The organism is Pseudoalteromonas sp. XMcav11-Q, assembly GCF_040104525.1.
GTDB lineage: Bacteria > Pseudomonadota > Gammaproteobacteria > Enterobacterales > Alteromonadaceae > Pseudoalteromonas.
Genome location: NZ_JBECOX010000019.1, coordinates 23,065 through 49,282, shown reverse-complemented (window position 1 = coordinate 49,282; position 26,218 = coordinate 23,065). Strand labels below are relative to the sequence as shown.

Genomic DNA, 26,218 nt, shown 5'->3' with positions numbered 1-26,218 from the left:
CTCTAGTCGCGAGCCCATTTAGAAAAATTGAGGTAGAGCTGCAATATGCAACACAAGCCATTACAACTAAACCCGTATCTCACGGGCGAGACTCCCCACAGCATGGTTGAGCGTTTACAACACCTTGCCCAGATCCAAGCAGATAAAACCGCGTTGGTGGTCGTTAGTGACAAAGAAGGTGTGCTGGATGAGCGCTCATTTACCTATGGTGAATTAGATATACAGATTAAAAGACTAGCGGCCGAGCTGCAGCTACAGTGTCGTCAAGGTGATCGAGTGCTGTTGATGCTAGATAACAATGAACACTATGTTATCAGTTTCTTCGCATGCCTTTATGCCGGTCTCATCGCGGTTCCTTTATTTGTTCCCGAATCTTCACGTTCTCAGCATATTCAGCGCGTTGTTGGGATTGCGTTAAATTGTCAAGCAACCGCTATTTTAGCGCATTCTGCAGATCATCAGTTAGTTGAACTAGCCAAACAAGAAATGCACAACAGCGGCCTAAGTGCTGCAAGTTTACTGTTTGTTGACCAGTTAAATTATCAAGAGAATACCTGCTGGCAAGCGCATACGCCACAACCACAAGAGTTGGCATTTTTACAATATACCTCAGGCTCAACGGCAGCACCAAAGGGTGTTATGGTGAGTCACGGTAATTTGATTGCAAATGAAATTGCCATCAGCGAAGGGAGTGGGGTGATAGCAGACGAGGTTGTGGTGTCTTGGTTGCCTCTGTACCACGATATGGGATTAATGGCTGGCTTGATTTTGCCTTTATTCAATGGCTCAAAATGTGTCTTGATGTCGCCTCGCTACTTCCTTGAAAAACCAATCCGCTGGCTTGAAGCAATTGCTAGACACCGAGGTACGTCAAGCGGTGGTCCAGATTTTGGTTATCGCTTGTGTGTTGAAAGGATAAGGCCAAGCGCAATGGCGAACTTGGATCTGTCTTCTTGGCAAGTGGCCTTTAGTGGCGCAGAGCCTGTAAGGGTTGATACGCTTGATAGCTTTTTTGCACAAGCCACGCCAGCAGGTTTTAATCCTCAAGCCATATACCCGTGTTATGGATTGGCTGAAGCAACCTTATTTGTTACTGGGCCAAAAAGACAATCTGGCCTAGTGGTACAGTCATTTTCTGCTGCCTCACTTGCACAAGGTATCGCACAACAAGCTGAGCACGGCGTAAAGCAGGTAGCCTGTGGCGTACCAGCTTCACATCATAGTATACGGATCACAGACAACACGACCAAGGCGGCATTGCCGGCAGGACATGTGGGTGAAATTTGGGTCTCGGGCCCGAGTATTGCTCAGGGCTATTGGCAAAACCCAGCTGCAACGGCTGCCACCTTTGTAGAACATGAGCAAGCGCGCTGGCTTCGCACTGGGGACTTAGGAGTGTGGCAAGATAATCAACTATACATTGTTGGCCGCATCAAGGATTTGATCATTTCTCATGGTCGCAATATCTACCCTCAGGATATTGAAAAAATTATCGAAGCAGAATTTGAGTTCGCCCGTAAAGGTCGGATCGCGGTATTTGCAGCCACGGATAACCATAGCGAAGGCGTTGGTGTGGCGCTAGAAATTGCGCGCAAGGTTCAGCGCCAAGTGAGTCCGCAGTTGTTGGTTAATCGCTTAAAGGAAATCGTTGCAGAATATTGTGATGAGTCCGTCACAGGCGTTTTGATGATGCAACCTGCAAGCTTGCCAAAAACGTCCAGTGGCAAATTACAGCGTAGCGCCTGCAAGCAAATGTGGACGCAAGCCGCTGAACTGAGTGTCGCTGCGCCACTGTCAGAAGATAATGCTGATAAGGCTTATGCGATTTATGCACATAATCATCTGGTGCGTGGTCAAACACTGGCAGATACTTTGGCCCCAGCACCTTTATCAAAACACGAGCAAGCACTGGCCGATATCTGGCAAGCCGTGCTCAATCGTAAGAGTGATTTTAGTCGCGACGCACACTTTCTAGCAGAAGGCGGTAACTCGCTAAAAGCGGTGCAGTTAATTCACGCCATTGAGCAACATTGGCAAGTGAAGTTTGACCCCACAGAAATATTTCATTGTTTGCGCTTAGGCGAGCAAGCCGATGCTATTTTGGCCGCGTCACAACGCCAACAGTTGGTGGCTAAAGAAGCTTCCAGCGTGTCATCAATAAATTCCATTATTGCCAACGAGTATGGAATTGAGCAGGCCGTTCCAATGTCTCATGCGCAAGCGAGACTATGGTTTTTATGGCAGCTAGAGCCCCATAGCAGTGCTTACAATATTGGTGCGCGCATCAACCTACACTCAGATATAGACGCTACGCGCTTGCAAAACGCATTAAATACTCTGGTGGCTGAACACCAAGCGCTGCGCACACGCTTTGATACCGATGAACTTGGTACGGCAATCCAAGTGGTTGCGCAAACGGGTCATTGGCCGCTGCAACAATTTGACTTAAGTAATGTTGCAGCGCCGCAGCAAACTTCGGCATTGACTGAATTGGTTGCCACAGTGAGTCAATACGCATTTGATTTAACTAAAGGGGATGTCGTCAACGCGGCGCTAATTAATCTAGGTGAGCAAGGCTATCAGCTGATTATAGTGATGCATCACATCGTTTCCGATGGCGTATCGATGCAAATATTACTAGACCAACTTGCGCATATTTATTTGGGAACCTTGAGTGCGAGTAAAGTGCGAGAGGGCGCAATCACCTATCAAGATTTTTCTTTGTGGCAGCGCTCATATCTCACCTCCGATGCGGCACAAGCACAATTAGCGTGGTGGCAAGCACTACTCGCCTGCGATGAGCAACCTATTTTGCAGTTATGCACGGATTTTCCTCGAGTCAATAAATCGCACTCTCCTGAAAATAATAAGCAACTGTTAGGTGCAAATCACAGTGTCGTCTTACCGGCTCAACTGGTTAAGCAACTTCGTCGCCAAGCGGCCAAACAAAACGCCAGCTTATTTATGGTGATGTTAGCCAGTTTTCATGCTTTGCTTTATCGTTATACTGGGCAACATGACATTCGAGTGGGGATACCAGTTGCGAACCGCCATTTGCCTCAACTCCAAGAGTTAGTAGGCTTTTTTGTAAATACCCAAGTGATCCCTGCGAAGTTTTCGGGTCAGACTTGTTTGCAAGATATTGTGGCGCAAGTCAAAACTGCCGTCTTGGGCGCACAAGCAAATCAAGATGTTCCTTTTGAGTATCTAGTCGAAGCGCTAGCGCCGGAACGGAGCGTCGATACGCATCCGCTTTTCCAGGTAATGTTTAGCCATACGGAGCATGATACTCGTGCATGGCAGCCGTTGGTCGCAAAGGATACTAACTTATCAGCCCGCGCTTGGCAGCCGCTAGAAGTGGCGCCGCAATTTGACTTAACGCTCGAAACTTACGAGCTAGAAGAGGATCAAGTAGCGCTAGAGTTTGTTTATCCCAGAGCACTATTTTTGCCGCAAACGATAGCGCGTATGGCTGAGCAATATGTTGCTCTGCTACATGCCCAGCTTGAGTCTGACGCAACGCCACTTGCGCAGCTATGTGTGCAAACCTCGGCAGAGCAAGCGTGGTTGACTCAGGTTGCCAAAGGGCCTGCGGTTGCAACGGATGACTCTACCATTTATCAATTGTTTGAGGAGCAAGTGAAGCGCACGCCAGATGCGCCCGCACTTATCTTCAACCAACAAACCGTGAGTTATAACGCATTAAATCAACGAGCTAACCAGCTCGCGCACTATTTAAAAAGTCGAGGTATTGGGCCTGAAGATTGTGTCGGTATGGCGCTTGAGCGCGGTATTGAGATGTATGTCACCCTATTTGCGATTTGGAAAGCGGGAGCCGCCTATGTGCCACTCGATCCGACGTACCCTGAGGACAGGCTTGTTCACATGGTGAAGGATAGCGGGGTTAAGTTGGTGCTGACGAATGCTGCGCTCGTGGCGCATATTCCAAACGCTGAAAACGCCATCCCAGTGCTTGCATACGAGCATATATCACTTGGCGACTTTGCGACGACTAACCCTGCGATTGCATCACATTCCCAGCACTTAGCGTATGTTATTTACACCTCAGGTTCGACCGGGTTGCCCAAAGGGGTTGCCGTTACGCATGGCCCATTGTCCATGCATATTCAAAATATGGTTGACGTATATGGAGTGGATAGCGAGCACACGGAGCTGCAGTTCTTTTCGATTAACTTTGATGCCGCAGGTGAGCAGTGGATGACACCACTGATCAAAGGTGGTGCGTTAGTGCTGGCGACTAAAGCGCAGCTCAATGTGGAGGCCGTCAGTGAGTTAATAAACGTGCACAAGGTGACGGCACTGCATTTACCGCCCGCCTATTTACGCCTTTTGACGCCGCATTTGCACGACTGTAAGCAAATTCGCACCTGTATTGTCGGCGGTGAAGAATTTAGCCGCACAGATTATCAAGACGCTCATCGGGCGTTTTCTGCGCCTCGGATTGTCAACGCCTATGGGCCAACTGAAACCATTATTACACCAACGGCATGGATCAGTTTACCGGGTGAGCTACATGAGGTTAGCACTGTACCAATTGGCAAGCCGATAGGTGCGCGTGAGGCCTATATTTTAGACGCCGATCTGAATCCTGTACCACAAGGAGCAAGCGGTGAACTTTACGTGGGTGGTCGTGGTGTTGCTCGTGGTTATTTGGGGCGTCCAGCCCTGACCGCAGAGCGTTTTGTTGCCAACCCATTTAGTAGCGATGGCGAAGTCTTATATCGAACGGGAGACTTGGTTCGTTGGAATCAACGCGATGAACTGGAATATTTAGGGCGCATCGATCATCAAGTCAAAATTCGTGGTTTTCGGATAGAGCTCGGTGAAGTTGAAGCGCAATTAATGGCACTTCCACACATTAAAGAAGCGGTTGTATTGGCCAAAGACGGTGATGGCCAACATGGTCATTCTGGGACACATTTGGTGGCTTATGTTGGCGCTGAGGAGAATGGCCAAGGCGTATTACCTAGCGCGCAAACACTGAAGCAAAGTTTACTGCAAAAACTACCAGACTACATGGTCCCGAGTTGTATCACCGTATTGGCAAACTTGCCTGTGACGGCCAATGGCAAAATTGACCGTCATCACTTACCCGAACCTCAGTGGGGGAGTGGTGAAAGCCATCAAGTACCAACAGGCGGCTTAGCAAATAAAGTCGCTGCGATTTGGGCGGAAGTGCTAGGTCTAGATGCGAAACAAATTGGCCTGCATGACAACTTCTTTGACTTGGGCGGTCACTCCCTATTGTTTGGTCAGATTCAGCAACGTCTTGAAGCCGAATTTAGCTGTAAATTGACCATGTTAGAACTGTTTCATATGACAACCGTAAGTGCCATGGCCACTTACTTTGAACAACGTACACCTGAAGGCGCTGCGAATGCACAGCAAGCAGTTGCCAAAGAAATGAAAAAAGCATCGGCGCGTGGTCAACGCCAGCGCCAAGCCTTCTTGAAAAAAACACGCACAAAAGTGGAAAGCTAAGCATGACTACAGAAACTTATTCAAGCACAGATATTGCCATTGTCGGCCTAGCAGGTCGTTTCCCAGGAGCTGAGAACGTAGATGCCCTGTGGGAAAACCTAAAAAACGGGGTGGAATCAATCAAAACCTTCACAGAGGCAGAATTACGTGAACTTGGGGTGCCGGAAGCGACTATTGCTGACCCCAACTTTGTCCCTCGGTGTGCGTTGTTGCCTGATCAAGACAAGTTTGACGCGTCATTTTTTGGCTATTCACCGCGTGAAGCAGAAGAGCTTGACCCGCAGCAACGTCTCTTTTTAGAAACCGCTTGGCAGGCGCTGGAAAATGCTGGCTACGATGGTGACAAGTGTGACTTTCCAATAGGTGTCTATGGCGGCTGTGGCGTAAACACTTATCTAATCTCTAATTTGATGCAAAGTGGCCGTTTTAGCGATCTTGGTAATATCTCGCAGCTACAAGCGCTGATGAACGGTAATAACAAAGATGCCATGACCATGACACTGGCCTACAAACTAAACCTAAAGGGCCCTGCGGTAACGGTACAAACGGCGTGCTCAACTTCCTTGGCTGCAGTTCACATGGCGACACGCTCATTATTGAATTATGAGTCAGATATGACCTTGGCTGGCGGCTCATGGTTGAACTTTTTGCATCAGGGCGGTTATGTATATCAACCCGGCGCAATTTTGTCTCCAGATGGTCACTGTCGTCCGTTTGACGCAGATTCTCAAGGGACGGTAATTGGTTCTGGCTCTGGTGTCGTGGTACTTAAACGCCTTGAAGATGCAATGGCTGATGGCGATACCATTTATGCCGTGATCAAGGGCTCTGCAATGAATAATGATGGTAATACTAAAGCAGGTTACACCGCACCTAGTGTGGATGGGCAGGCTGAAGTTATCGCCGCAGCACTGGAAATGGCTGATACCCCGGCAGAGAGCATTGGTTACGTTGAAGCGCATGGTACCGGCACGGTGATTGGCGACCCCATTGAAATTGCTGCGCTCACCCGCGCCTACCGAATGGATACTGAGCAAACGCAATATTGTGCCGTAGGTTCAGTCAAATCGAATGTCGGCCACCTAGATGCAGCCGCAGGGGTTACCGGGTTAATAAAGGCCGCGCTGACAGTGAAGCACGGACAAATCCCGCCGAGTTTGCACTACAAGCAAGCTAACCCAGAAATTGACTTTGCCAATAGCCCGTTCTATGTCGCGGATAAGCTGACGCCTTGGTCAAATGAAACAGGCCCACGCCGTGCTGGGGTGAGTTCATTCGGTATTGGTGGCACCAATGTGCATGTGGTCCTTGAGGAGCCACCAGTTCAACGTGCGACGCAGTCGCAGCGCAACTGGCAAATCTTACCGCTGTCGGGCCACACCAAAACTGCACTGGCCAGTCGCCGCGAGCAGTTAGCAACTTGGTTTAAGCAAGCAAGCACTCAGCCTTTGTGGCAAGACAGTGCTTACACTTTGCAAGTGGGTAGGAAAGGCCTAACCCATCGTACCGTCGTGGTGGCGCAAAATAGTGAGCAAGCGATTGCAGCACTGGCTGACGATACCAGCACATTAAGAGCGCAAGGGCAGTTAACGGTTTCAGGTGACAGGCCCGTTACCTTTATGTTCCCAGGGCAAGGTTCGCAGCATATCAATATGGCCCGCGCACTGTATGAGTCAGAAAGCGTGTTTAGAGATGCATTTGACCGCTGTCGGGAGGGCCTGATAGCGCATGTTGGGCAAGATATTAAAGACCTTATTTTTGTTGATGAAGCGGACGTTGAGCACGGTGCGGCGCAACTAAAACAAACCTCAGTCACTCAGCCGGTATTATTTGCTGTGGAATATGCATTGGCGCAGCAATGGTTGGCGTGGGGAGTAAAGCCCAGCGCTATGATTGGCCACAGTATCGGCGAATACGTCGCCGCGTGTATTGCGGGGGTGTTTAGTTTAGAGGATGCATTATACCTGGTCGCCAAGCGGGGCGAATTTATTCAGGCGCAAGCACCGGGCTGTATGTTATCGGTGGCGCTCTCAGAAGCCGCTTTAGCTCCTTATCTTGATACCGACAATCTTGAGCATAAAGTTGAGCTGGCAGCGGTGAATAGCCCTGAAAACTGTGTTGTATCGGGCTCAGAGCAAGCGATAGCGGCACTATCAAATAGGCTCACTGAGCAAGGGGTCGTAGTACAGCCTTTACATGTTTCCCATGCGTTCCATTCGTCCTTGGTGAGTGATGCAGGTGATCAACTGGCTAAGTTGATTGCTCAGGTTCAGCGCAATGCCCCAAGCATTCCATTTGTATCGAATGTAACAGGCACTTGGATAACTGACCAACAAGCGACCGACCCTCAATATTGGGCGCAGCATTTAGCACAAGCGGTGCGCTTTAACCAAGGTCTGCGCACTATCGTCAATCTTGACAATCCAGAGTCAGAAAATGGCTTAGAGCAAACTGTGCTACTCGAAGTGGGACCAAGTAATACGCTAAGTCAACTTGCTGGACGGGATGCAGAAGTAAAAGCGCAAACGAGTATTGTCACTTCGCTACCACACCCAAGAAAAGCGCAAGAGACAGAGCAACACTTTGCCTTAGCCTTGGGGCGTTTATGGATTGAGGGCGTAGAGATTGATTGGGATGCCTTGTATGAGCAGACGCCTCATCGCGTCGCCTTACCTGTTTACCCGTTTGAGCGAAAACGTTTTTGGATTGAAGCTGATGCAAATATTGTGGCGCAAAACAACCATAATGCCTTAGCACCAAAACCGATTGAACAGTGGTGTTACATCCCTTCATATAAGCGCTCGGTTCCTGATTTAACTCAGCCCGTTGAACTGGGTTGTACTTTGCTATTTGAAACACAGCATAAGGCCTGCGACCTGCTCTTTGATAAGCTGCACACGCAGAGCGATAAGCTAATTCGGGTCAAATTAGGGCAAGCGTTTCAGCAAGAATCGGATAATGAGTTTGTGATCCGCGCGGCACAGTTGAGCGACTATCAGCAACTTATTGCAAGCGTGAATCAAATTCATGGTCCTGTATCGCATATATTCCATTTGTGGAGCTTGCCGACCAGCGAGCCTACTGATTTAAGCCAAACTCAACAACAGGGCATGATGAGTCTAATCGCACTTGCTCAAGCACTTGAATCGCAACAGTTAGGTCAGCCGGTTAATTTGAGCGTAGTGAGCCAAGGGTTGGCCGATGTGTCGGGCAATGATGAGATTTCACCCGCTCAGTCGATGTTACTTGGCCCATGTAAAGTCATCCCGCAGGAGTTCCCACACATTCAGTGTCAATTGGTTGATTTTGGTGCACAACTTCACGGTGACTGGGTAGATTGGTTGTTGTCAGAGCAGCATGGCGAAGCGGGCGAGGTGGTTGCTTATCGGTCTTATCATCGTTGGCTGATGGGCTTTGAAGCGACGGCCAAACCTAAGCAAAATGAAGCGATTTATCGCCAAGGTGGGGTGTACTTAATTACCGGCGGTTTAGGTGGCGTTGGTTTGGTAATGGCTGAGCATTTGGCGGAGCACTACCAGGCTAAATTAGTCTTGCTTGGTCGCAGCACGCCTTCAGAAGCACAACAGCAAAAGTTAGCACAATTGCAATCCTTTGGTGCGCAGGTACTGGTTAAACAAGCAGATGTGGCGGACTTTGAACAAATGGCAGAGGTTGTCACACAAGCACATCAGCAGTTTGGGCAGATCAATGGGGTGATCCATGCCGCTGGGAGTGGTGCAACGTCCTTAATTAGTTCGACGGATGCAGCGTTTGTCGAGCAGATGTTTGCTGCCAAAGTTGTGGGTACGCAACATTTGTTGGCTTTATTTAACGAGCAGCCACTGGACTTTATGGTGTTGTGCTCATCGCTTGCCAGCATTGCAGGTGGTTTATCTAAGGCCGCCTACGCTTCAGCTAATGCCTATCTAGATGGTATTGCACAACAATACGCACAGCGATTGGTGCAAACGGGCGGTTATCCAATACTGGCTGTTAACTGGGACAGTTGGCGAGAGGTCGGCATGGCTGGTGATATGGATATGCCTGACGGAGTCGGCATCGCGCCTCAGCAAGGGATTGAAGTTATGGCGCGCATACTCAGCGCACCAATATTGCCGCAAGTTGCGGTTTCAACGCTCGACCTTCCTGCACGATTAGAAGCCACCAAAGGTAACCTGTTAGATGCAGAATTGACTATGGCAGATGCGGCACCTCGCAGTGGTGGCTATGAGCGTCCTGAGTTATCAACGCCATATGTTGCGCCAGAAGATGATTTACAAGTTGGTATTGCGCAAGTCTGGAGCGCCATGTTGGGGATAGAGCAAATAGGCATTCACGATAATTTGTTTGAGCTGGGCGGTGACTCCTTAATGGGGGTACAAATCATGTCGCAACTAAGCAATAAATTTGAAGTGACCTTGTCACCAGCTTCCTTTTTTAAAGATCCAACCATTTTGGGGCTTGCTCGAGTAATAGAAGCCATTCTAATACAAGAGCTACAGCAAGAGCTGGCCGAAGAGCTGGCTGAGGGAGCGAAATAAGCATGTCGATCAATGCACTATTGGCAGCGCGCAAAGGCAATATGACACTGGCGCAGAAAAAAGCCATGCTTAAACAGCTCGAGGATAAACAGCCAGTTCAGTCGAGTGCGCCAGTAATTAAAAAACTTGGCAAACTTCAAGCGCCGTTATCGGCGGCGCAGCAAAGGCTGTGGTTTGAGTGGTTGATCAACCCTGAAAATACCGCATACCACCTTGGTGGGGGGATGTGTTTAAGTGGCCATCTAGACAAAGGCGCGCTGCGTGCAAGCTTAGATCACTTAGCCGAGCGCCATGCTGGGTTGCGTACTCAGTTTGTTGAAGGGGAAGGCGCCAAACCTGCGCAAGTGGTTTTGCCGACACAGAGCTTACCGCTGGAATGGGTTGAGCAACATGAATTAGTCGCTGAAGTTGCAGCACTGCAAGCACATGATACAGAGCTGAGTCGCGAACAAGCGCAGGAACAGGTTTATAAAGCAAGGTTAGCGCGCTTCGCTGCAACGCCCTTTGATTTACGGACCGGTCCTTTGATGCGAATGCAGTGGTTGCAATTTGCTCCAGAGCAGCATGTACTCTTAGTCGTGATGCACCACATAATTAGTGATGCGTGGTCGAAGAGTTTGATTATTAAAGACTTCGTTGAAATTTATCAAAAAGCGAGTCTCGCTCAACCCATCACCCATGACGCGAACCGGTTAGATTATACTGACTTTGCTCAGTGGCAAAATGATTGGCTTAACAGTGATGCTGAGCAAGTGCAGCAGCAGTGGCAATTTTGGCAGCAACAACTCACAGGTCACTTGCCTGTGGTTGAACTCAGTGTGACAAACTCAGCGAATAGTGTACCTAAGGCAGAACAACTCGTTACTCAGTTACCCGCGCAATTGGCAGCACAAGTCACACAATTTGCGCGTGAACAAGGGGTCTCGCTATTCGTCGTGTTATTGACTGCGTATCAAGCTTTGCTGCATAGATACACAAACGAAGATGAGCTGCTGACGGCGGTTCCGGTAGCAAATCGGAACCAGTTTGCTACCCATAGTGTGGTTGGCTTTTTTGTTAATATACAGCTGATGCGCTTGCCTGTCGCTGGTGAATTAACGCTACAGCAGCTATTGCGCAACTGTGCCGAACAGTCATTAGCAATCCAAGCGCAACAAGACATCCCCATAGACTCACTGATGAAGCGCTTTCAACCTAACTTGCAGGGCGCAACACCGTATCAAGTGATGTTCAATCATCTCAAAGATAGCAGCAATGGTTTAGCACAATTGCACGGTGTCTCGTTGACCAATTACTTTAGCTTGACTCAGGGCGTAATGTGCGATCTTGCGTTAGATACAACCGAGCTAAGTGATGGTGGCGTGCAATTACAATGGCGTGTTGATAGTAGTAAACTTTCAGCGGCTTGGATCTCCACATTTGATGAGCAATATCAGTCGCTCCTGCGCACCTTTTGCCAAGCTCCAGAGACTCAAATTCGCGATCTTTCACTGAACAGTGCTGAGCGGAAAGCGGCTTTAGCGGCGCTTGAATCCGGTGGTAAAACTTCAGCAAGCTTGCTTAGCGTACCTCAAGCATTTACGCTTCAGGCACAGAAAACCCCAGACGCGATTGCGTTAAGGTTTGCGGGCGAGTCAGTCACCTATGCTGAATTACAGCAACGGGTAAATCAATTAGCACAGTATTTGGTGGCGCAAAATATCAGCCATGAGTCGAAAGTGGCATTGCTATTTGAGCGCAGTACTGAGATGGTGGTGGCGATGCTGGCTACGCTTCAAGCTGGCGCGGCTTACGTACCAATCGAGCCTCAACTGCCCGAGGCTCGCTTACACTATATTATTGAGCAAAGCGCCTGTGCATGTATCTTGAGTCATGCTCCAGTAAAAGCGCAGCTGGCAGAGAATATCTGCGCTCAAGTAACATGGCTTGAGCACTTAGAGTTAAGCGCTTATCCAACCACAGCACCCAATGTGACAATCCATTTAGATAACTTAGCCTATGTGATTTATACCTCAGGCTCGACGGGCAAGCCCAAAGGGGTTGCATGTGTACATCGCGGCGTCGCAAATCGTTTGGCTTGGGGGCAAGCTCGCTATCAGCTTCAAGGCAGTGATAGGGTGTTGCAAAAAACGCCATTTGGTTTTGATGTTTCTATTTGGGAGTTTTTCTGGCCATTAACGCAAGGTGCAAGCCTAGTATTAGCAGCGCCAGAACAACACAAAGAACCGACACAAATTCGGCAACTTATTGAAACAGAAGCAGTGACGGTTTGTCACTTTGTTCCCTCCATGTTGCAAGCATTTATGACGGGGATAAGCAGCTCACACGAAGCGCTGGGCGGAAAAACCTTATGCCCCAGTTTACGCCAAGTATTTACGAGCGGTGAAATGCTTACCTTGCAAACCCAACAGCAATTTTTTAGCTACTTTGAACAAACGGCACTGCACAATCTTTATGGACCGACAGAAACGGCGATAGAGGTGACAAGCTGGCAGTGTCACCAGCAAGATGACGTTATTCCAATTGGTAAACCTATCTCTGGCGTACAAGCTTATGTATTGGATGGTGCACTCAATCGAGTGCCGATAGGGGTGGCAGGAGAATTATATCTCGCTGGTGAGTGCTTGGCGCGCGGTTACTTATCTAGACCGGATCTCAGTGCTGATCGTTTTGTCGCGAATCCATTTGCCGATAGTAACAGCCAAGGCGCTAGAATGTATCGCACTGGCGACAAGGTAGTTTGGAATGATGAAGGTCAACTTGAGTTTTTAGGCCGCTTAGATCAGCAAGTGAAGATCCGTGGTTTGCGGATTGAATTGGGCGAAATAGAGAGCCAACTAAGGCAATTAGCCAATGTAGTTGATGCTGCGGTGTTAGTGAAAAATAGCGTTGGTGGCGAGCAATTAGTGGCATACCTGGTGCTAGCAAATGGCGCTGAGCTTGAGCCTGATACGCTTAACTCGCAACTTACTACTCAGTTGCCGCAATATATGATCCCTAGTGTGTTTGTGCAGCTTGAAAAATTGCCGCTCACTGTGAATGGCAAGCTAGATCGTAAAGCTTTACCTGAGCCATCGTTACAGCAATTTTCAACGTTTGCGGCACCACAAGGTGAAATCGAAAGTGGACTGGCCAAGATATGGCAGCAGGTGCTGCAACTTGAAAAAGTCGGACGTGACGACAACTTTTTTGCACTTGGCGGACATTCTTTACTTGCGGTGGAAACCCTGAGCCAAATCCAAGCACAATTTGGTGTAGACATTGCGGTGCGGGATGCTTTTGCTAATCCAATACTAAAAGACTTAGCTGCAATTATTTCAGCACAAACAAATCCAGAGCAAGAAGATGCCTTGCTCGACTTAGAAGCATTTATGGAGAACCTATAATGAGCAGTGAGGTCATCCAACGCATTGCTGAGCGCTTTCATCAGTTACCTCAAGAAAAACGTCAGCTGGTCTATCAAAAGGTGCAAGCCGATGGGCTGAACATGCGTCAGTTTCCCGTTTTACCTTTTCATCACTCAGCTGAGGCTGCTGAGCTGTCTTATGCACAGCAACGTCAATGGTTTTTATGGCATTTAGACCCAGACAGTGCAGCGTATCACATCACTGGGGGGTTACAGCTTGAAGGTGAGGTAAACCTGAGTGCGTTGACACGTGCTTTTCAACTATTAATTGCTCGTCACAGTTCGCTTCGCACGCAATTTGTACAAGTTGATGCTGAGGTAAAGCAGCAGGTGCTACCAATCGAGATTGCCAATGATTTTCAGGTAGAGGTAGGAGCGGGTGATAACATTGATGCGGTGCGTCAGCAATGGTTAAACACACCGTTTAATCTCACCCAAGGCAACTTAATCCGTGTGGGGTTACTCACGCTTGCGCCAAACCAATATCAACTGGTGGTGGTAGTGCATCATATTATTGCCGATGGTGGTTCATTACAGATTTTAGTGGGAGAATTTGCCGCGCTGTATAGCCAATTGCTTAGCGCTGAAATTGCACCGGGAGATTTATCGAGCCAGCTGGCCCAATCAGCGCTACCGGCACTGAATATTGCCTATGGTGATTATGCTAAATGGCAGAAAGACTGGATGACGGCCGGTGAGCTTGAGCGTCAGTTAGCGTATTGGCAGCAAAAGCTCGGTGACGAACAGCCAGTGTTACAGCTTAAGGTGGATAATGGTTTAGCTCAAAACTCAGAGCATGGCAGCGCTCGTGGTGCCTCACACGCTTGGCAATTACCACAGAGCTTAACGCAGCAGCTAGGTACTTTTGCCATCAGCCATCAGGTTTCTCATTACATGGTATTGCTGACGGCATTTCAGGTATTGCTACAGCGCTATACTGGGATGGAGCAGATCCGTGTCGGTACGCCAATCGCGAATCGACAACGGGCTGAAGTCGCCAATTTGGTCGGCTTATTCGTCAACACCCAAGTGCAGGATAACCGCTTTGACAGCCGCACTTCATTGCAACAGGTTTTAGCACAGGTAAAGGCTTCCACACTTGGAGCACAAGAATATCAAGATTTACCTTTTGAGCAATTGGTTGAAGCTTTGCAACCTGAGCGAAGTAGCGAAGTGCATCCGTTATTTCAGATATTGTTTAACTATCAGTTTGGTGATTTAAGCCAGTTACAACAGTTGCCAGGGCTCAAAGTGGGTGAATTGCCTGCAACCACAGGAGAAGTGCAGTTTGAGTTGGTATTAGATGCTCATGAAAACCGAGCGGGCGCTTGCTTTTTAACTTTTACTTACGATCAAAAGGCCATCTCCACACAACGCATTGTTCGCATGAGTCAGCACTTTGAGCGAGTGCTTGCTGCCTTGCTCACTGAGCCGACTATGGCCCTTGGTGACATTAACTTGCTAGACGATAGTGAAACGCAGCAATGGCAGCGTTGGGGGTTAAATCCACAACTAGAAGACACCACCCCAGTGCAGCAAAAGTTTAGCCGTTTGGCTGACACCCAGCCAGATGCAGTGGCAGCGGTATTTGCAGATTTAACGTTGAGCTATAAACAACTGGATGAACGTTCAAATCAGCTTGCGCAGCACCTTCAAAGCCTAAATATTGGTCGCGAAGATAGAGTCGGTGTAGCGCTACAGCGCAGTATGGATACGGTAGTGACGTTATTAGGCGTGTTAAAAACTGGCGCTGCCTTTGTGCCTATGGACCAAGATTATCCGCCAGAGCGACTGGCTTACATCGCAGAAAATAGTCAACTCACAGCCATTATCACTCACCCTGACGCACAGTCGAAATTAACCGAGGTGCTGAAAGATACGCAAATCACACACCATTTGGCTTCTCTGCCAGTCGTCAACTTAGCACAATTGCCTTGGCAAACGTTGTCAGCCCAACCGCTCGACGTGGCTATTCATCCCGAGCAATTGGCTTATATGATTTATACTTCGGGCTCAACGGGTCGCCCGAAAGGGGCTGCGATCAGCCATCGTGCACTGAGTAACTGCATGGCATGGATGGCAAGACAATACTCTCCACAACCTGAGGAAGCGGTATTGCACAAAGCCGCCTTTGGGTTTGATGTGTCTTGCTGGGAAATTTTCTTCCCTCTGAGTGAAGGGATGTCTGTGGTGGTTGCAAAACCTGGTGACCAACGCGATCCACTCGAACTGAAGCGACTTATCCAACAGCAAAGAGTCGCAATTACCTCGTTTCCTCCGGCTTTATTACAGGCCTTTATCGAGCTACCTGATGTGGCTGAATGCACCTCGCTGCGGCATATCATGTGTGGTGGTGAAGCCGTGCCTGCTGAATTATTCCGTGACACATACAAGGCACTGCCTGATGTTGTGATGAACAACCTATATGGGCCAACAGAAACCACAATTCATGTAACCCACTGGCCTTTTATTAACGACAAGAGAAGCTTGGCACCTATTGGCCAAGGTATTTCACAAACCCATACCTATATTTTAGATGCCAGTTTAAACCCCGTGCCAGAGGGCGTTACTGGAGAGTTATACATAGGAGGCATCCAGCTGGCCAGAGGGTATTTTGCTCGACCAGATTTAACCGCCGAACGCTTTGTTGCAGACAGCGTGTTAGCTAATGGCCAAAGGATGTATCGTACTGGTGATTTGGCGCGCTGGAATCTAAACGGTGAGATTGAATACCTAGGTCGTAGCGATGACCAAGTACAGATCAGAGGGTTTAGAATAGAGCTGGGTGAAATTGCCGAGCAGTTAAGACGCTTACCTCAAGTGCGTGAAGCCAAAGTCTTAGTTAAACACTTGGCTACTGGCGATAAATTGGTCGCTTACGTAACTGGTAGTATTCAAGATGAGCAGCAATTAGCTCAAGCGCTTGGTGAAAATGTCCCGGATTATATGGTGCCCAATGCGTTTGTGGTGTTAGATAAAATGCCACTGACAGCCAATGGTAAAGTCGATAGCAAAGCTTTGCCTGAGCCGCAATGGGCCAAAGCGCAAGAATACAGCGCACCGATAGGTGAGGCTGAAACCATGGCTGCACACCTATGGGCAGATTTACTCGGCCTTGAGCGAGTGGGCAGGGATGACAACTTCTTCTCATTAGGTGGCCACTCACTGCTGGCGATTAAGCTGGTGGAGCGTGCCCGCCAAGCTGGCTGGCAAGCACAAGTGAAAACCCTATTTAGTCAGCCAGTGCTCAAACACTTCGCTGCTGCCCTTACGCCTTACCGCCAAGATACGGCACCAGAAACCGCATGGTCAGGGATTGCGACGGATACCGCTGTTATCACCAGTGAAATGCTGCCATTGGTCAGTCTGGATAATGACCAGATAGCTAAAGTCGTCGAGCAAGTAGATGGGGGCGTACAAAATGTCCAAGACATTTATCCGCTGGCACCGCTGCAGTCGGGAATTTTATTCCACCATACTTTGCAAGAAAAAGGCGACGCTTACATTACGCCTAATCTATTACGTTTTGAAAGCCGCGCGCAGCTAAGTGCATTTGTTGATGCGCTTAACCTGGTTATTGCCCGTCATGATATTCTGCGGACAGCCATTTTTTGGCAGAGCCTGCCTGAGCCTGTGCAAGTCGTGCAGCGTCAGGCCAAAGTGGAAATCAAGTGGTTAGATTATGCCTGTGATGCGCCATTAGCTGCTGATGAAGCAGGCTTAACGGCAGCAGCAAGACGCTTAAATGAAGCCGTAGATCCAACCCACTTTAGACTAAACACACTGTGTGCACCTTTAATTGCCGCCATCGCTATTGCCGAAGTGCAAGACGAGACCTGCTGGTTGCAACTGCCGAGTCATCATTTAGTGATGGATCACACCAGCTTAGAAGTACTCGTTGAAGAAGTGCAGATGATTTTAGCGGGTAATGCAGCGCTACTGCCAGAGCCTGTGCCGTTTAGACATTTTGTGGCGCTAGCGCAGCAAAACCCAGAGGCCGAAGCGGAGCAAAATACGTTCTTTAGCGAATTATTAGGGGATATAGAAACGCCAACTGCGCCATTTGGGTTGTTAGATATTAAGGGCACAGGTGAGGACATTCTAACGCACGAAACTGCCGTGCCTGAGGCACTGGCCGCCCAAGTGCGCCACCTTGCCGTAAAGCAAAACACCAGTGCTGCGGCGGTATTCCACCTAGCTTGGGCGATGGTGCTACAAAAGCTGACCGGACTAAATGATCCGGTATTTGGCACGGTGATGTTTGGCCGCTCACAAGGTGGAGAAGGCGCCGATAGGGCTGTTGGCATGTTTATCAATACATTGCCGATCCGTTTTCGATTGCGCCAAGCAGATCTTAAATCAGGATTGCAACAAGCGCAGCAGCTGTTAACTGCGCTTATTAGCCATGAAAGTGCGAGTTTATCCAAAGCTCAATCTTGCAGTAGCGTAGCGAAAGGAACGCCGCTGTTTTCGACGCTGTTGAATTATCGCTATAGCCCAAATGCGCACAAACATGGTGATTCGAAAAAGCTCTATGTTACCGATGATGGCTGGCAAGTATTTGGCGGTGAGGAACGCACCAATTACCCTATTGGAGTTTCTATTGACGATGCTGGCGATGGCTTTAACATCGTAGCGCAAACACTACCGAGTGTTGAACCTGCGCAGTTGTGTGGCTATTTACTGAATGCGTTGACTCAGCTTGTCGCAGAGCCTGCACTAAAACAGCTAGGTGATTGGCAAGCGTTGACTGACAATGCGTGGCAAACTCAGCGCTTGTGGAGCGAAAACACCACCAAAGAGAACACCCAGCAAGCGGTCTACCGCTTATTTGAAGCACAGGTGCAAAAACAGCCTGACGCTATTGCCGTCACATTTAAAAACAATCACGTGCGTTACGCTGAGCTTAACCAACAAGCGAATCAGCTCGCGCATTATCTACAATCACAAGGCGTGGGTATAGAGAGCCGAGTCGCTGTGGGCATGTGGCGTAGTGTTGAAACCGTGATAAGTCTGTTGGCAATCATGAAAGTGGGTGCCTCGTACGTACCACTAGATTTAGATTATCCAGCGGAGCGTTTGCAATATATTGTGGCATCGAGTGGCGTACAGTTGCTATTGACTCATGCTGAAGGGGTAGATGCACTGCCGCCATTCCCTGAGCAGATCACGCAGTGTGTATGGCAACAGCTAGACTTAGCGCCATACAGCCAAGATAATCTCATTGTTGATGCTCACCCAGAGCAGCTGGCTTATGTGATTTATACCTCGGGCTCGACGGGACGACCTAAAGGCGTGGCTATTAGTCACCGCTCATTGGTTAGCTGTATGCAGTGGATGCAGCGCGAGTATCAACTCACACGGGAAGATGCGGTGTTACATAAGGCACCATTTGGCTTTGATGTGTCTTGTTGGGAGCTATTTTTCCCACTGAGTCAAGGCGGCCGCATTGTAGTATCTGAACCCGGAGATCATAAAGATCCAGACAAATTAATTGCACTTATCAAGGCGCAACAAGTTACAACAGCAAGTTTTGTACCGACGATGCTACAAGCCTTTATTGAGCAAACTAACCCCAATGAAGAGAACTATTTACGTAACATTATGGTAGGAGGAGAGGCTGCGCCACCGGAACTTCGTCAACGTATGTTCGCCGCACTACCAAATGCTAAGGTGCATAATTTATATGGACCAACAGAAACCACAATTCATGTGACCAACTGGGAGTTTACGCAAGCACCACGAACCACAATTCCAATCGGTCGTGCTATCTCAAACACCAGTTGTTATGTACTCGATGAGTACTTGACGCCGGTTCCTCAAGGAGTAGTAGGTGAGCTCTATTTAGGTGGAGTAGGGTTGAGCCGAGGTTATCTTAACCGCCCTGACTTAACCGCAGAGCGATTTGTTGCCGATCCGATATCTGCATCAGGTGGTCGTCTTTACCGTACCGGTGATTTGGTGCGTTGGAATAAAGAAGGACTGATTGAATACATGGGCCGACTTGATCACCAAGTTAAGATCCGAGGCCTACGTATTGAACTTGAAGAAATTGAAGCTCAGCTTGCAAGTATTAGCGGTATTCAAAAAGCCGTTGTATTAGCAAAGCCTTCGCCGTCAGGCGAGCGTTTAGTTGGCTATGTGCAGTCTCAACAAGTACAGTCAAGTGATGAGCTAAAAAGCATCTTAGCCAAAGTTTTACCCGACTATATGGTGCCAAACAGCATTTTGAGTCTTGAGCGCTTGCCACTTAGCCCGAATGGTAAAATTGACCGCGACGCATTACCGGAACCGGTTTGGCAAGATAGCGGAGAATTTGTTGCGCCAATAAACGATATGGAGCAAAGTGTGGCGCAAGTCTGGTCTGAGGTTTTAGGAATCAATAATATCAGTCGTTTTGCTAATTTCTTTACGCTTGGCGGCGATTCTATCGCATGTCTAAAGGTGGTGTCATTGATGCGCCAACGTGGTTTTGAAATGGCGGTAAAACACATGTTTGAAACCGCAGATCTGAGTCAGTTAGCCTTGCAGTTGACTGAGTTGCAAGGTGCTACCGGCTCTGAAAATACACTTTGTAGCGAGCCTATTATCGCACTGAATCAAAAATCAGCCGCTGCAAGTGCGCTATTTTGCTTACATGATGGTTTTGGTAAAGTGTTGGACTACACCACTTTGGCAAGGCATCTCGATGGCAAGCGTACGGTGTACGGGCTGACTTATCAGCCTGGTTCTTTAACTGAACAAGCTGCTGATTTATCTGCGCTGGTGGCATCGCATCTGAGCGAAATTCGCAAAGTGCAAGTTCGCGGACCTTACCGTTTATGTGGCTGGTCTTTAGGTGGCGTATTGGCGCACGCTATTGCCGCTGAGTTAGAACAACAAGGTGAGCAAGTAGAGCAGCTGCTTTTACTTGACCCTTACTCGCTACCTAATGCAAGTGCACAGCGCTCAACACTGGCAGAGCAAATAGGCCCAATGATGCAGCTACAAACCTTCTTCAGCTTATTACTGAGCGAAGAAAGTGGGTTTGCCTTGATGCAAGACGTTGAAATACAAAGTACGCTGGCTGAATGTTCTGCTCAACAGCAGACATCAAGTGATGACATTCAAAGGTTGATGCTGCAAGTGTTTGAGCACCCAAGAACGGAGTTTATGACGGGTTACGGACAGTTAACGGCTCAAGACTTATACCATTTATATCTGGCCTTCCAACCGCTATTCTTGGCTGCTGTCAATATTGAGACGCTGCCTGTTTACACCGGTAAGGCTGAAATATTTTGGATGAAAGGTCGAGAGCAAGCGCATAAAGCATGGTGGTACGAGTGGTTGAATAGCCAAAGTGTTTCGTCTCACGACTTGGATGTTGGACATTTTGCGGTGGTTAAAGATCGCACTGTATTAGAACGTGTCTAGCGAAGTTTAAAGTTAAAGTATAAAGCGGCTCTAAGTCGCTTTATTTTTATCTTTAGGGTTGTCTTTGGAAGGTTTGTCTTTGGTATAAAAACGGCGCTGAGTAGCGCCGTTTTTGTGAGAGTTAATTTCTAGTTGCTATCACTTACCATTGGTAAGTTGCAGTTAATGCGATATTTCGGCGACTGCCATAGGAGCAGGATGTTTCACCACATGAAGCGATAACCTTTTTGTCAGTTAGGTTACGTACGTTCAGTGCAAAGCGCCATTGTGCCAGATCATAACTTGCCATGGCATCAAACAGGGTGTAACCCTCAACGGTTTTAGGTGCTTTTTCACCAGTACCTTTGTTACTACCCGTGTAACGTGCGCCTAAACCTACAGTGAAGTCGTCAGTAAGTTGATAGTCACTCCAGATATTAAACTGATGCTTTGAAACTGCTTTATCCTGTTTGCCGACTTCGTCAGCAAGTCTTGGATCAAGACCACTCTCAGTGACATCCGCTTTAGGAATATAAGCGTAAGAAGCGGTTAAGTTCATTTTTTCAGTTGGTTGTACAAAGGTATCAAACTCTAAACCGCGCACAACGACGGCACCCGTTTGTTTGTAGCCAGCAGGTTCGGTTGTCCATACCCACTGAGTGAAGTCACTACGTTCAATCTCAAATACCGCTGCACTATAGCTTGAAGTTGAGTCCTTTGGTTGATAGCGCACACCAGTTTCGTATTGTTTACCTGTTTCAGGTGAGAAAGGACGAGCGGTAGCAGGGTCAACATTGGTTGTCGGTGCAAAAGATTCAGAGTAGCTAAAGTAAGGTGCTAAGCCGTTGTCAGCTAAATAAACAACCCCGGCGCGAGCACTAAATTCTCTGTCTGTACGCACTGATGTCGGGTCTACTTGACCTTCTAGCGTCTCATTTTTTAGCTTTGCTTCATCCCAACGACCAGCCAAAGAAATGATGATCTTCTCATTAATTTTGATTTGGTCTTGGATATAAATACCAAATTGCTCTAGCTTGGAAACACCCTTGATATTAGGTTCAGGTTGGATCACACTTGAGCCGTAAGTCGGGTTAAAGATATCAAGATCAGCTAACACACCGCCGTAGCGCGCTCTCACTTCAATCTCTGTATCTTGATAATCGGCACCAATGAGTAATGTGTGTTCTACGTTGCCGTGTGAAAACTGACCGATCAAATGCGTGTCGATAGTAGCGCCGCTGACTTTCTCTTTACTTGATAGTGGAGTACGGGCTAAGTAACGGAAGTTTTCTGGGTCACTTGGGTTATCAGCATTTTTTTGCGCCCATTTACCCCAAATGACGCCATAGTCAACGTCAAATTCCGCATAGCGCGCGTGTTGCTTGATTTGCCAGTTGTCATTGAAATGATATTCGCCTTTATAACCTACTACCCACTGCTCTTGGTTGTAGCGGTTGAAATCAGGCTCACCAATCAATGTTGAAAACGGGATTTGGCCGTTAGGGTTCGGCAAAATAGTACCTGTTGTTGGGTAGGCGTGCCAAGCAGCGCCAGACTCAATGTCGTAGTATTGTGAATAAAAGGTGATTTTCCCTTGGCTACTTGGTTGCCAAGTCATTGACAGTGCTAGGTAGTCGCGATCGTTTTCTAGTGGATCGGTACTCAAATCAGATTTTTTGGTTAAGCCTGTCACGCGATATAAATACTCGCTGTCGTCGTCAATTGGACCTGACATATCAACGGCTAGTTGTTTGAGGCTGTTATTGCCAAGCTTGATCTGCAGCTCATTTTGCGAAAATGGCGTTGGCATTTTACTAACTAGGTTTACTACGCCACCCGGACCATTTTGACCATATAATACCGAAGAGGGGCCTTTAAGAATTTCTATACGCTCCATACCGTAGCTTTCGGTCTGCCATAAACCCCAGTTACCACTGTTACGGATCTGAAGACCATCTTGGTAGAAACCAGGTGCATAAGCATCGAAACCACGAATGTATAACCAATCGTATTGTGGTAAGTCACCCCAAGGTGCGGTATTCACACCTGCGGTATATGATAATGCTTCTGTTACACGCGTTGCGCCAATGGCTTCAATTTTATCTGCGGTGACAACATTGATGGTTTGTGGCACTTCAATTATTGCAACATCGATTTTTGAGCCAGTTGCACTGCGGCGTGCATTGTAACCTTCAACCGGACCTGTTGCCGTTTCTTGGTCGGCATCAGCATTAACGGTAACCGCTTTTAGTTTGCTTGGCGAGTTACCTTCAGCATGCGCAGTTGATACCAGTGTTAAACCTAAAATGGCGGCAGCAATGGGTGATAGGGTTAACAATGGGGTTGAGCGTTGTTGTTTCACAAAGACTCCTTATTATTTTTGAGAAGCAGATTTAATTATTTGGTGATTGAGCAGAGCTTTTCTCAATCACCCGTTTTAGTTCGAGGCTAGTCCACTAGCGCCGTGTTATCAGTAACTTGAGGCGTTGATGTTTGTTTTAGTTGTTTAAGTACGTCGCCAATTTCTTGGCTACGGACTGCCAAAATTGATAATAAAGTATCGCTTAGTCCATGGGAGCTTTCGCATGCGCCTTGCAAGAAAATATTCGGTTTAAAGTCTTCCGTGCTTTGAATGCGGTAGTCGCGTCCCACAGTAAAGTCACCTAAGTATTTTGATAAAGGCGCCAATAGCGTTTTGTGCTGATCTCGTACATAGCCTGTTGCCAACACCACCGCATCGTAGCTACACACTTTAGTGTCGCCAGTTTTGCGGTTTGTGAGGGTTAGATGAATACCGTTTTCGTCCGCGTCAACCGCTGCGACTTCTGTGCTAGAAAGGAAGCGATGGCGATAGTGGCTGCGTACTTTTTGTTCGTAAAATACGCCGTAAATTTGTTCGATAAGGGGTAAGTCAGGACAAGCGTAATTGGTCTGGCGGTATTCTTTTAAGAAGGCTTCGCGTTCGATATCGGATTTGGAGAAAACCTTATCAGTATATTCTGCATTGAAGATTTCATTTACAAATGGACTGTCGTCCGATGGCTTAATAGAGTTTGCACGAATAACAAAATCGACTTGGTTATCATCTGCGCGGCCGTGTAAATCCATAAATATTTCGGCGGCACTTTGGCCTGCGCCAATGACGGCAATTTTCTTAGCTGTGTTATTTGCTTCAATAGCAACTTTGTAATCATTACTGTGGAATACGCGGGTGTCGCCCGCCAGCTTTCTAAATTGTTTTGGTATATATCCACCACCACCAATGCTGACGACTAGGTTATCTGTTTCAACTACTTTTTCACTGCCATCAACACCTCTGGAATGCACTTGTAGCGCAACAACTTGTTCGTTTTCTAAAATCGGTTGGACATCAAATACTGTTTCGCCATAGCTGGTTTGATCTTTAAAATGCGAAGCCGCCCATGCTAAGTAGTCGTTAAACTCATGTCGGCTTGGGAAAAATGTTTGAAGGTTGATAAAGTCTGCTAAGCGATTTTTTTGGTGTAAATAGTTAATAAACGTAAATTCACTTTTAGGATTACGAATAGTGACAAGGTCTTTCAAAAAGGAAATTTGCATGTGCGTGTTTTCGAGCATCATATTTTTATGCCATGAAAACTCTGGCTGACGTTCCATAAACAAGGCATGGTTAGCCCAATCTGTTAGACCTTGCTCGCGAAGTGCGATTGCTAGTGCAATATTAGAAGGTCCGAAGCCAATACCTACTAATGAAAAGCGAGATGTGTTGTTCATACTTAATCCTCACAGTTACGGTTAGCTACTGCTATTGTCCTAGGGCCTGCTGAGCGTCAAGACCGACAGGGCACTATTAATACCAATTAGTCTTAATACTTGCTCAATTTGAAGGAGCAAATCTGACGCTAACCGCGTTAAAAATTTCTCATTTAGAACAACTAAATAGCAAAATTTTTGCCTTGTTATCGACAAGATTTTCTCGCCTCAAAATAGATCACTTAATTAAGCGAATTGGTATGACTATCAGAAGCTCAACTAAAATTATGTTTTGGATTAGACGAGTGAGAATTTAATTTATTTAAATATTTATGAAATTAATTCGTATTTAAACTGTCTAACGAGATCCTTCGTCGTTTAGTGCCTAATCTCTGCCCGTTGCACTGTGTTAAAAAAGCTAAGTTCTATCTATTTATCTATCTTCATAGCGCTATAACAAGGCGACACCCCGCTTAGCGCTATCTTGCTTTTATTACTTGGTTTGTGTCACAAAGTTCAGCGAGTTAACGCCCGATTGCTGCGCCAGTGCCATAACCTCGACTATTTTTTCATAGGGGACCTTGGCTGCGCCTTGTAATTGGACCGGAGGCTGCGGTGATTGTGCTGCAACTTCAACTAAACGTTGTTTAAGTTGCGCGAGCGTGATGGCTTGTTGTTGCCACTGAATATCACCATTCGCTTGTACTATCAAAGAAACGCTGTCGGGCAATACCTCTACGCTGGTTTCTTGCAAGGCTGCTTTGGGCAGCTCTACCTCAATGGACTGAGTGATCACAGGCATGGTGATAATAAAAATGATCAGCAATACCAGCATCACATCCACAAGTGGTGTCATGTTTATTTCAGCCATGACCTCTTCGTCATCTTCAAATCCTTGGCCAAACGCCATTATTTACCTCCGACCGATTTAAATACTGGGCGCTTAGCGTTTGCATTTGGTGCAGAGCCCATCAGTAAGAATGCGTGTAATTCGTGAGCAAAGTGGTTCAGGCGGTTTACAACGCGTTTGTTTCCCCGAGTGAGTGCGTTGTAACCCAGTACTGCGGGGATAGCGACGGCAAGGCCAAAAGCAGTCATAATTAATGCTTCACCCACAGGACCTGCTACTTTGTCGATACTTGCTTGGCCACTAACGCCAATGCTTATCAGGGCATGGTAAATTCCCCATACAGTGCCAAACAAGCCGATAAAAGGAGCAGTGGCACCAATGGAAGCGAGTATCGCTAAGTTACTCTGTAGTTCCGATTTACTTTCGTCAATAGAAGTTCGTAAGCTGGCAGTTAACCATTCCGCGATAGGTAAATTACCATGCAAATCTTCTTTGTGTTGCTCATGATGCGCCTTGGCATGCATGCCTTCGTTGACCAGTGAACTAAAGGGCGTCGCTTGGCCCGTTGGAGTTTCGAGCAATAAAATACCTGACTGCACATCTTGTGCGTGCCAAAACTGCTTAGAGCCAACAAGTGGCTGTTTTAATTTATAAAGCTTAATGCCTTTAATTAATATGACGCACCAAGTTGCGATTGACATAAACAGCAGACTAAACGCTACTGCTTTAATGACGATATCGCTTTGTGCCCACATGGCGGCGATTCCGTATGGGTTCTCCATGACTGTTCCTTAT

The 26,218-nt window shown here is 47.6% G+C and carries 8 protein-coding genes; 4 read left to right on the top strand and 4 right to left on the bottom strand.

From position 1 onward, the window contains the following. The first annotated feature begins 45 nt into the window (after window positions 1-45). From ABMY45_RS21455 to ABMY45_RS21440, 4 genes are read left to right on the top strand one after another with little or no spacing between them, the layout of a single operon-like run. Window positions 46-5,502, top strand: a complete 5,457-nt coding sequence (locus ABMY45_RS21455) for an amino acid adenylation domain-containing protein (protein WP_349289495.1) — start codon at window positions 46-48, stop codon at window positions 5,500-5,502. A gap of 2 nt (window positions 5,503-5,504) precedes the next feature. Then, entirely contained in the window at window positions 5,505-10,043 is a 4,539-nt protein-coding gene (locus ABMY45_RS21450; protein WP_349289494.1) for an SDR family NAD(P)-dependent oxidoreductase, read from the top strand. 2 nt (window positions 10,044-10,045) lie between these two features. Next, window positions 10,046-13,429 (top strand): amino acid adenylation domain-containing protein, encoded by a 3,384-nt coding sequence (locus ABMY45_RS21445; protein WP_349289493.1) that lies wholly within the window; start codon window positions 10,046-10,048, stop codon window positions 13,427-13,429. Further along, complete coding sequence (locus ABMY45_RS21440; protein ID WP_349289492.1) at window positions 13,429-20,862, top strand: amino acid adenylation domain-containing protein; 7,434 nt, start codon at window positions 13,429-13,431, stop codon at window positions 20,860-20,862. The genes ABMY45_RS21445 and ABMY45_RS21440 overlap by 1 nt, the downstream gene beginning before the upstream one ends. A 142-nt stretch (window positions 20,863-21,004) precedes the next feature. Here ABMY45_RS21440 and ABMY45_RS21435 read toward each other — a convergent pair whose 3' ends face one another. From ABMY45_RS21435 to ABMY45_RS21420, 4 genes are all read right to left on the bottom strand, one after another. Further along, the gene (locus ABMY45_RS21435; protein WP_102056203.1) at window positions 21,005-23,203 is read right to left on the bottom strand and encodes a TonB-dependent siderophore receptor; all 2,199 of its coding nucleotides are present in this window, start codon (window positions 23,201-23,203) and stop codon (window positions 21,005-21,007) included. Between the two features lie 86 nt (window positions 23,204-23,289). After that, window positions 23,290-24,594, bottom strand: a complete 1,305-nt coding sequence (locus ABMY45_RS21430) for a lysine N(6)-hydroxylase/L-ornithine N(5)-oxygenase family protein (RefSeq protein ID WP_349289491.1) — start codon at window positions 24,592-24,594, stop codon at window positions 23,290-23,292. 472 nt (window positions 24,595-25,066) lie between these two features. Continuing rightward, the gene (locus tag ABMY45_RS21425) at window positions 25,067-25,483 is read right to left on the bottom strand and encodes a biopolymer transporter ExbD (RefSeq protein ID WP_010607669.1); all 417 of its coding nucleotides are present in this window, start codon (window positions 25,481-25,483) and stop codon (window positions 25,067-25,069) included. Next, a complete protein-coding gene (locus ABMY45_RS21420) occupies window positions 25,483-26,205 on the bottom strand; it encodes a MotA/TolQ/ExbB proton channel family protein (protein ID WP_010607668.1) in 723 nt (240 codons plus the stop codon). Before ABMY45_RS21420 ends, ABMY45_RS21425 begins: the two co-directional genes overlap by 1 nt. Window positions 26,206-26,218: the final 13 nt, after the last annotated feature.

What these genes read in the sequence shown, in the direction of transcription:
- ABMY45_RS21420 (WP_010607668.1), bottom strand. Translation starts at nt 26,205, where the DNA reads ATGGAGAACCCATACGGAATCGCCGCCATGTGGGCACAAAGCGATATC.
- ABMY45_RS21440 (WP_349289492.1), top strand. Translation starts at nt 13,429, where the DNA reads ATGAGCAGTGAGGTCATCCAACGCATTGCTGAGCGCTTTCATCAGTTA.
- ABMY45_RS21430 (WP_349289491.1), bottom strand. Translation starts at nt 24,594, where the DNA reads ATGAACAACACATCTCGCTTTTCATTAGTAGGTATTGGCTTCGGACCT.
- ABMY45_RS21445 (WP_349289493.1), top strand. Translation starts at nt 10,046, where the DNA reads ATGTCGATCAATGCACTATTGGCAGCGCGCAAAGGCAATATGACACTG.
- ABMY45_RS21455 (WP_349289495.1), top strand. Translation starts at nt 46, where the DNA reads ATGCAACACAAGCCATTACAACTAAACCCGTATCTCACGGGCGAGACT.
- ABMY45_RS21425 (WP_010607669.1), bottom strand. Translation starts at nt 25,483, where the DNA reads ATGGCGTTTGGCCAAGGATTTGAAGATGACGAAGAGGTCATGGCTGAA.
- ABMY45_RS21450 (WP_349289494.1), top strand. Translation starts at nt 5,505, where the DNA reads ATGACTACAGAAACTTATTCAAGCACAGATATTGCCATTGTCGGCCTA.